General features: G+C 52.6%; 7 protein-coding genes. 2 read left to right on the top strand and 5 right to left on the bottom strand.

Annotation, left to right across the window (positions count from 1 at the left end; genetic code table 11):
* Positions 1-238 (top strand): hypothetical protein (locus ABX962_RS21180; RefSeq protein WP_372722062.1); only part of this gene is annotated, 238 nt, incomplete at its 5' end.
* Positions 239-2,451: 2,213 nt separating this feature from the next.
* Here the strand turns inward: ABX962_RS21180 and ABX962_RS21175 are convergent.
* From ABX962_RS21175 to ABX962_RS21155, 5 genes are all read right to left on the bottom strand, one after another.
* On the bottom strand, positions 2,452-3,060 hold the full coding sequence (locus tag ABX962_RS21175) for a hypothetical protein (protein WP_372722060.1): 609 nt from the start codon (positions 3,058-3,060) through the stop codon (positions 2,452-2,454).
* Positions 3,061-3,621: 561 nt separating this feature from the next.
* Positions 3,622-3,945, bottom strand: coding sequence for a hypothetical protein (locus ABX962_RS21170; RefSeq protein ID WP_372722058.1), 324 nt, complete (start codon positions 3,943-3,945; stop codon positions 3,622-3,624).
* A 761-nt stretch (positions 3,946-4,706) separates the two neighbouring features.
* Entirely contained in the window at positions 4,707-5,246 is a 540-nt protein-coding gene (locus tag ABX962_RS21165; protein WP_372722056.1) for a hypothetical protein, read from the bottom strand.
* Between the two features lie 430 nt (positions 5,247-5,676).
* Positions 5,677-6,399, bottom strand: a complete 723-nt coding sequence (locus tag ABX962_RS21160; RefSeq protein ID WP_372722054.1) for a hypothetical protein — start codon at positions 6,397-6,399, stop codon at positions 5,677-5,679.
* A gap of 299 nt (positions 6,400-6,698) precedes the next feature.
* Entirely contained in the window at positions 6,699-7,067 is a 369-nt protein-coding gene (locus ABX962_RS21155; protein ID WP_372722052.1) for a hypothetical protein, read from the bottom strand.
* A 765-nt stretch (positions 7,068-7,832) separates the two neighbouring features.
* Between ABX962_RS21155 and ABX962_RS21150 the strand changes: the two genes are divergently transcribed.
* Positions 7,833-8,009, top strand: coding sequence for a hypothetical protein (locus ABX962_RS21150; RefSeq protein ID WP_372722050.1), 177 nt, complete (start codon positions 7,833-7,835; stop codon positions 8,007-8,009).
* Positions 8,010-9,339 lie beyond the last annotated feature (1,330 nt).

Genomic DNA, 9,339 nt, shown 5'->3' with positions numbered 1-9,339 from the left:
GTGGAATTCAGTGTGGGTTGACGACGAATCACGGTGCTCGCCGCCGCTGCGAGCACGCAGCATGGTTAGCCGTCCGATCGTAGTTCGAGGCGAGATTCAAGGAGTTCAATGGTTTGGTAGGCGAACTGGCGACGATCGTCATTCAACTTCAAACGATGGCCGATCGTGCGATCAGCGTAAGATCGAGCGCCGCCACCGATTTCGCCACTTCGGTACTGCGGAACAAACGAATCTGTAGACCAAAGTTCCCGGCCCAACGTCGCTGCGATCTCGCGATTCTCGGTCCTACAAAAACGCCTATTCGATAAGGTGGCTTCGGTACAGCAGTCGTCGTCAATAGGGGGCGAAGATTGATCGTTCGTTTGCAATGTTGCGTCAGCCGAACTCGGGTGCACGACATAGTCCTGACTGCCATTCGTGCTCGAGTGCACTCGTGCTCCATTCGCGGAAACAACCAAACCGCGTGCGATCCTAAGGGCTAAAGGTACCTCACGCGACTTGCCCCATGGCAGTCTCATTTTTCTGTCGCACCAATTTTCTTGAATACCTCTCGTCCGAGCACACGCCGCATCGATCCGCAGACTCTGAGTCCGTCCCGCTACAGCGTACAAGCTCGCTCACACCGCATGAGAGGACAAAAAGATTGGTGCGACAAAAAGATTTTAAAGAAGACGCTCTGTTCCATCGATCTCGGTACCACCCATGCAAATCGATCCATTCTGTCCTTCCAGTCGCAACGCGACGATAGGCTGTAGCCATGGACGTGAGTCCATGGTTCGGGAGCAAACACGATCACAAAGCCCCGAAGGGGCGGCAGGAATCGCAGGCGTGGAATCTCCTGTCGTCCCTTCGGGACTTACGGCGTCTGACGCGAGTTCCATGGGCTGACGCCCATGGCGACAACATGCCGCCACTTCGTGGCTGTTCGTGAGTCCCGCAGCGACGGCAGGTGTTGCGGCCACGGTGGAATGCACGATCAATGCAGCGAAAGGTTAAAAGATGAGAGATCAAAAAAATGGAGACGACGCCGGCAATCGTGTTTTGTCACGAACCGCGATGGCAGTCTCATGTTTCTGTCGCACCAATTTTTCTGTCGACCTTTCGTCTGCGCACACCATATCGTTCCATCGATTCTGAGTCTGTCCAGTTCCAGCGTGCAGGCGTGCTCACACCGCATGAGGGGACAGAAAGATTGGTGCGACAGAAAAATTTTAAAGAAGACGCTCTGTCCCATCGATCTCGGTACCACCCAAGCAACTCGATCCATTCTGTCCTTCCAGTCGCAACGCGACGACAGGCAGTAGCCATGGACGTGAGTCCATGGTTCGGGGGCAAACACGATGACAAAGCCCCGAAGGGGCGGCAGGAATCGCAGGGGTGGAATCTCCTGTCGTCCCTTCAGGACTTACGGCGTATGACGTGTACGCGTTCCATGGGCTGACGCCCATGGCGACAACATGCCGCCACTTCGTGGCTGTTCGTGAGTCCCGCAGCGACGGCTTGATGTAGCCACGGACGCGAGTCCGTGGAACACCAACGCGGGAGTCAAGCAGTAGTCGCAACGCGACGGCAGGAGGTCACCACCAACACCGATTAGCCCGCGAATCACGCTAATCACCGCGAATGATCATCGCAATCTCGAATTGACGATGCGACTAGACGACCGCAATCGCAACAGGACGCAACGTTCCCTGATGACCAAACCTCAGGCAAAAACATGGTTGGCAAAAAGATGAAGACAGAATAATGATTGCACCCAACACTCCGACGTTTCCATCCTTCTGTCGCAACAATCTTTCTGTCCTGCATCCGTTATCACCTGAAGCGCACTCCTCACTCCTCACTCCTCACTCCGTGTCTCCTTGTCTCCTTGTCTCCATGTCTCGCCCGCGCCCGGTCGTCAATCCACCTTGCCTGTCCGCAGGTTCTCGACTTGGTTATCCGTCGTGGCGGGCTACGTCAGAGATTGGGGAAGTATTGTTGCAGCGGAGAGTTTAATAAGTCTCCAATATTGCAAACGCCAAAGTCGGAGAGGAAGAGCAAGGAAAACGTGCCAAGATAGAGTTTAATCGCACTCGTGAAACGTCCCTCAACCGCTATCCGAACAGCGTGAAAGATGAGACAGGTTGCAACAATGGAGCAAAGGATCAGTGAACAGGCGCCAAACGAATATAGGACATAGTGGCTGGGATAGAGTCTGATCAATCGCCAGATTGCACCGTTCACGAGTACGATATGAAACAGGAGAAACGGAGTGGTCAACAGCATAAACCCGATCACTTGGCGTCGCGTAAGCGACCGCCAGAAGGCAGTCGTCGAACGCACGTCAATAGCTGTGTCTGGCGGGACGTAGGGGTTTGGCATGCTTCAGTCGGCAAAAGAGGACATCACAGGGGACAGAGAGTTGATCATCCACTTGAGAAAACGCCACAAGCCGTTTTTCCGTGCATGTCATTGTTCCCCGCTTTTGCTTGCTCGCACCAACCATTCGGAGCTAGCCCGCGCGACAGAAGCGGAGAAAAGCATCGAGTTGTGTGTATGCAGTGTAACCGATGCTTCTTCGACGTTGGGGTGACGCGTACAGGATGCCGGTACCGAAAAGTCAAATCGCCCAGCGATTGTTTTGATGGCACACCCGGCCAGCATCGGTAATTCAAACCCTGAAGCGGTCATTAGTTCACGGTGATCCAACAGCGGTGCAAAGGGCCAACGCATGCATCCTGGAATGAGTCGTGTCGCAGGAAGTGCGGCTAGCGGGGGAGCTAGCAGAACGAGCGGACCACGCCAACCAGTATTGTGGACCGCGAGCCAAGTTGCGACGCAACCGAGGCTATGAGCGACGATCCCGTCCGGTCGCTGCTCTCGAAGATTGGACGAAAGCCGGTCAACGATTTCATCGAGTCCTAACCCAACGCTTGGGTAGCGGAAAAGTGTCGCTTCTACAGAGTCGCGATGCAGTCTCCGCAACAATGGGCGGAACACATAGGAAGCGACGGCAAAGCCGTGAACAATTTGGACCGAAGTTTTGTGCAATGTATTCAGTAGGTGAACAGCGGACATCAAGGGGGACGGCGGGTTGATCTTCCATCTCTAAACGCGCGACACAGTCCTCCACGTGCACGGCGTTGTTATCGGCGATTGCCGAACGGCAGTTGACCATCCACTTCGAGAAGCCAACTCTGATTTTCAGCTAGTCCACCCAAGCGTCAACCGCATCTTCAGTGGAAATCGTTGCGATTACGCCGTGGTCTGTTTACTTCTTCCAAGTATAGCCCCGAGAAAGCACTTGGTCATTGTTACCGATCACTGGATCGTGCCACTCCCTGTGATTTCCGTATACGATCGCGATAATGATCGGGTAAACGAATGCAGCGTACGATGACGCAACGACGAGCGGAAAAGAAAGCAGAGTGGCGAGACTGAATTTAAACACGATGAGTACGCTGAATTGGATTGGCGAACGGTAGCGACATGCGGCCGGCGGCGAAAAACTCGATCTCAGTGTAACGACGACTCCGGCGCTCCGTCAGAATCCGTTGATTGTCCGAAATGTGAGTGCTTTATCGGCAGCAACATTTGAAGACTCAACGAGCATGAACATCGATCATCTGCGTTCAGTTGTCAGTCACTAGATGCACCGTGTTGCACCAACAAGTTGACGACACGCTCAGCGAGTTGTTCTGATTCATGGTCACGTCTCCAAAGTGTTTTTCGGTCCGGGACGACCATGATGAACATGGTCTTGTTCCCGAGTCGTCGTTCTAGCCAGAGATCAACATGAGAACGCTCATCGACTACGTCGAATTCCGCAGTATCAAATCGGCGAACTCCATTCACGTTTGATTCGCGATGTTTCTCGACCGCGCAGAAATCGCTTGCAGCCAAAACATTACCGACGTCGTCAAACAGCGTCGACGGGGCTTCGAGACAATGTGCGTTCACCATTCAGCCTTTTTGTTCGCAGAGGTCCCGACTAATGAGATCGGATAGCGTATGCGATCACTTGCTCGCCGCGAACGACTCGCCACCGCTAAGAACTCAACTCGGCGACTCGCGTGCAGTACGCCCAGCATCGGCGTGATCTTGCGGGGTACAAGTCCCCCGTACATAGTTCCGGTCTCTTTCAATGAGTTCAGTATACCAATTAAAATCCTAACGAAAGAACAGTACGAGGCCCCTTGCCTGACAACGCGGCAACTGCGGACGACGTGACGATCCGTGGGACCGGTAGCTCCAGGCTTCTGGCCATGTGAAGACGAAGCAAAACCGGAGGACGGAGTGCAGGTAGATGTGGCACTTGCGTGGGGATACATCTCGCTCAAATTTGGGGAGATCTGTCAGGCGTACCCGTGAGTAGGGTTTGCCCGAAAGCCAGGGCCGTGCATTCGTAAGTTACTCGCTGCCGACTGGAAGTCAGCAGAGGGCATCGTAGTTGGGCCACGCGGTCAGCGACGGCCCGAAGGGAACGAGCAAGTACGTGTTTCGGTCAGCTCACATGCATGTCTCCTCCGCGACAAGCCGTCGTACGACGGTCAACTCATGGTGGCGCTGGCTGTTGTTCAATGGCCCCAAGTCGTCGTGGCAACATGACGATTTAAAACTCGTGTTTAGGCCGCCGGATGCGGACCCGCATGTCCGGTGGTGTGCGAGGGACTCCCGAGCAATCCGGGGCCCTTTCTCGATTCCGTTTGTTATCTAGCAACTCGTCACGTTAGGACCAGTTTGCCATCTGGAAAAGCACCGTTCCAACCAATTGGCAGTTTTCCACGGGTGATCCACTGGCAACATTCGGTAGCAAAAGCCGAATGACCATCAGGATATTCCATTTCCAAGCAAGCGTGAAGAATCAAGCCGCGAACGTCGTTTGGATCGAATTGGGGCATCGTCGCCGGAGTTTTATTAAGTTTGGCCGCCATCATTCCATCGAGTATTTCGTTCAATTTTGAAAACAGCGGAGTCAAGCAAGCATGATGACAACCAGTTCTATCCATGATCATTTCGACGATCGAGTTCTGTATTCCGACACAAATGTAGGTAAGTGTCGTATCTGGCGAATAATCATGAACCACGTTTACATTCTCTTCGACAGGCTTGCCGAGCGAAGCAAACCAATCGGATGCGTTAAGTGTTTCAAGGTATTGCAAGACCGAGGGGCTCAATTCGGGCGACAAAAATGGGGTGTTGATTTCGATCCAAGAATCCAAATCAGTAAGTCGAATTTCTAATCCCGTTTCACCGTCCGACATTTTGGATTGAATATCATGTTCTCGAAGTTCGTTGGCCACGTCCCTGACAGCGATCAAGTTGGCCACATAATTCTCGATTGAGGATGAGGCTAGTAACCAGTTGGCAACCGGAGAGAAATCATTGCTACACTGTCGAATCTCAGACAGTGTAATGTTCGGGTTCAAGTTCCGAACGAGCTTGAATGCTCGAGCGATTTTCGCATCTGCTAAGTCGGCAAGCGAAAGAGTCAAATTCCGCGTCATGATGTTCGACTAAGGTGGATGAAGATGCCAATCACGCGGCGGCGACGATGGATTGTCCATTTCAAAAAGCCCGACCTCGCCGCTCGGGTGCACGGGATTGTGGTCCGTAGTTATGTATGCCGTCTCCGTTTCTGCGGTGCCAAATCGCAGCCCAACAGCTTTTTTTTTGCCCGGTGGACGGGATTGTTCAACGATTCTCAGCGTGCAGACAATTGCGAATCTCTGGTATTGTCGCAAGGTATTGATCGACAAGTTTGCGGGACTTTTCGTCTGTCAGAGAGATCATCCCGACGACTCTGCCATTGATCAATTCAACGAGGCCCAGCGGCGGTGGCAATTCTCTTCCCTCAAAATAGTGAGAGATATCAGGTTGCACAATGACTTTCATTGTATCCAAATCAAATAGAAACAAGCCGTCATCGGGGGCCCCCTCGGAAAATGTTCCGGCTGACAACGTTCCCTTGTAAAGACCTCCATGCGCCATCCATTGAAGCTCCCCATTGCCTGAATAGCCTAAATAGCACATCGGGACCTTGTTGAAAGCCATTCCATCAGGATAGCGAACGAACCCGACTGTTCGGTCACTTGAAGAATCGACTATTACTTCAAGTACTCCTTCTTTGTACTTAGCTGGTACATTGCCCTCGATAGGTGGGACCGAACCCATAACACGCGTCTCTAGAGGAAGTGCTTCAATTCCGTCCATTCCGATCGAGTAAGGGTGATAAAGCCATTGCGCAGAAACAGATTCATGAATAAACGGATCTCGTTCGGCACCGTTGTTTTCCAGATCCACCCCGCCGACAAATAAATAGAAAAATAGACAGAGCAAGACAGCAATAGCAAAAGATGCGGATACAACGAGCCATTTGTCTCGTGGCGAATCCGTTCCTCGTTTTTGTTCAATCAAAACATGTTGCGTGGTTCGAGAAGGCCGTTTTTCAGGAATACTGCATGTGGGAACCCCGAAAAGGTGTCGGAGTTTCGAATTGGCGACCTCGGAAAACTCAAAGCACAAATTCGGCCAATCGGGTATCCGACACGCTCGTTTTGCCTTTGGATTTCGTTCATCGCTTCAGTTGCGAGAACGGCCGCGATGTACGGGCAGCGAACGGTGATTGAACCACTTTGAAAAAACGATGCCGCCACTCCGTCACCATCGCATCGTTACCCGACATGTTAGAGCCTTAGGGACAGGAGCAACATTGGCTAGCCACCGTAGAATGAAATACTGCGAGACATGGAAGAGGTCGTTGATCCATCATCACTTGACGTTTCAATGGTATCGATGACCTTCCCGTTAGTGTCGATTTCAAATTCCTCACAGCATCCATGGGGCGACTCCCCGGTTTCACCGGTTTTGCTGTGGATCCACGGATCGAGCAGAAAAGTGTCGATGCATAAGATGGTTTGCGAGCCTTGATGTTGCTGACTCACGGTGTAGTGTGTGTAGGGGCCAACTGTCAAATGTGCATTGACCCATCGCGCAAGACCCGCGGCAAATCCGGCTCGGATCAACACGGCCTCCAAGTCAGGTTCAGGCAGGCGTCCAGAGACAGCAAGTGACAGTGAAGCCATATGAGTAAGCTCAGCAGTGGTTCTCGATTGCGTCTCAGACCGGTAACGTCGAGCATCACCGAGTACCGCGAGACGATGCTGCATTTGAAAAAGCCCGGTGCCGTGCTGCGGTGAATGCAATGGTGCGCCGCTGCTTAATCTGAGTAAGCAAGATTGTAGCTCGTTCCATCATCCCGCTGCACTACCTGCGACTCGCCCATACACTTCAGCAGACGCATTCTGCAAGCGTCGGCCGTGTCGTCAGACGTTGCAAGCAAAAGGTAGCCATCTGAGTCAATTTTCCAGTACATCAGCGGAGCAACAGGTGGCTGCCGCTCAGTCAGTATTGAAATCGCAACGGTCCTGTTGGAATGGTAACGTGATTTATCGACGCCATCAGGACGCTGGTAAACGAGGCATCGATTCTCGACGTCGGCTCGCATCGATCCACCTGGATCGGGTTGCGTAGTATATTGTGAACGACTAAACCCGGTCGCGAACACGACTGCGAAGACGGTGGCGGCTGAGAACAATTTTTTTGTCATATGTCGGCGAACGGCCGCGATCACCCAGTCGCCACCATTTTAGTTTGTGTTCACGAAACGATCACGCCGGCGACTTGGAGGCTTCGTATTGTTTCCCAACTTTTTTGCGGCTGGCCACCGATTGATTGTCGCGAGTTGATCGACGCGATCCAAATCCCCGTTCTTCGCCCCGCCTGCCCACTGTTTACCCATCTTCACAGCACAGAAAACTGGCAACGAATGAAACCGCAGATGAACGCAGATGAACACGGATTACCTCCTGCCGCATCTGCGTGAATCCGAGTTCATCTGTGGTTCTCACTTCTTAAGTTCCTCGTTTTGCAATTCGGCATTCGTTGCGTTTGCAGCACAAAAAACATCCTCGGCCTTCATCCGCCAGACCACGTTGGGCCGCCAAGTCCAATTCATCGAATACTAATTTCCAATCGGCGAAGGGAAAGCGTAATCGGGAACGCGCGGGAAAGTCTCTAACGGCCAAATCGCTCCACTTGCTTGAGCCGGTGCACGCGATGGTTACCCGCCGTGTTGGTTCGATTTGAAGTCAAGCACAAGTTTGGATCCGAAAGTGGAAAAACCGGCCGAATCCAACAGGCTGCGGGCGAGTAGAACGCAGTCTTTCGGATGTTAGGATACGCTTTGTGTCGACGGCTTGCTACAGATTTCTCCTTTTGGTGTCACAATATTTGATCCTTGTCCAATTGGTCACCGAGTTGCCTCTGGACCGCCGGCTGGATTGTGATGAAATGCCGTGAACACCCATTGTGATTCGTGGAAATGTGGCTGATTCGTGGCCAACCCGGTTAGACAAACTTACCCGCGAAACACGCCAATGGACGCGAATGAACAATGCAAACTTGCCGCGGTGGCGACGGCAGCGATCAGTACCAACGTTGAGTGAAGGTCGAAAATTATTGCCGCTCGCCTCAATGGAGCCTGCACCTTCCTGGATCGCTATTCTCCGGCCAATCCGGCAAAGCTTTTAGGTAGGAAGATGGAGGTAGGAATATATGGCACTCCACGCTCTGTATTTCTAATGTTTCTGTCGCAACAATCTTTCTGTCTATCGATCGTCCGAGCAGGGACGGAACGAAATTCACTAAAGTTCTGGCACGCGGCGAGCGTTAGCATCTCGCAATCCACGGCCTTGTCTTGCCCTCTGTGATTACGTGTTTGATCATACCGCAAGTACCGACAAAAAGATTGGTGCGACAGAAAGATTCAAAGGCTGGGAAACGGCCCATCTGTCCTGCGATCGCTCACGTAGATCCCGGCCAAACCCGCTCCCCAGTCGCAACGCGACGAAATGCGATAGCCACGGACGCGAGTCCGTGGAACACCAACGCGTAGTCAAGCAGTAGTCGCAACGCGACGGCAGGAGATCCCCGCCAACACTAGTTATCCCACGAATCACGCGAATCACCGCGAATGATCATCGCAATTTCCAATTGTCAATGCGACTAGACGACCGCAATCGCATTAGGACACAGCGTCCCCTGATGACCAAACCTTGGCAAAAAAATGATTGACAAAAATATGCAGTCAGAAGAAGAGGGGGCTCGCCTCTCCGGCTTTCCAATCTTTCTGTCGCACCAATCTTTCTGTCCTACATCCGCGATCACCTGAAGCGAACTCCCCACTCCCCACTCCTCACTCCTCACTCCCTGTCTCCCTGTCTCCCTGTCTCGCTCCCGCTCCCGCCCGCCCGCTCGTCAATCATTTTGCCACCTAATCATTCTGCCAATCGAACG

Source organism: Novipirellula sp. (assembly GCF_041583735.1).
Lineage (GTDB): Bacteria > Planctomycetota > Planctomycetia > Pirellulales > Pirellulaceae > Novipirellula.
Note: the sequence above shows the minus strand (reverse complement) of the source record. Positions and strands in the feature narration are given on the sequence as shown.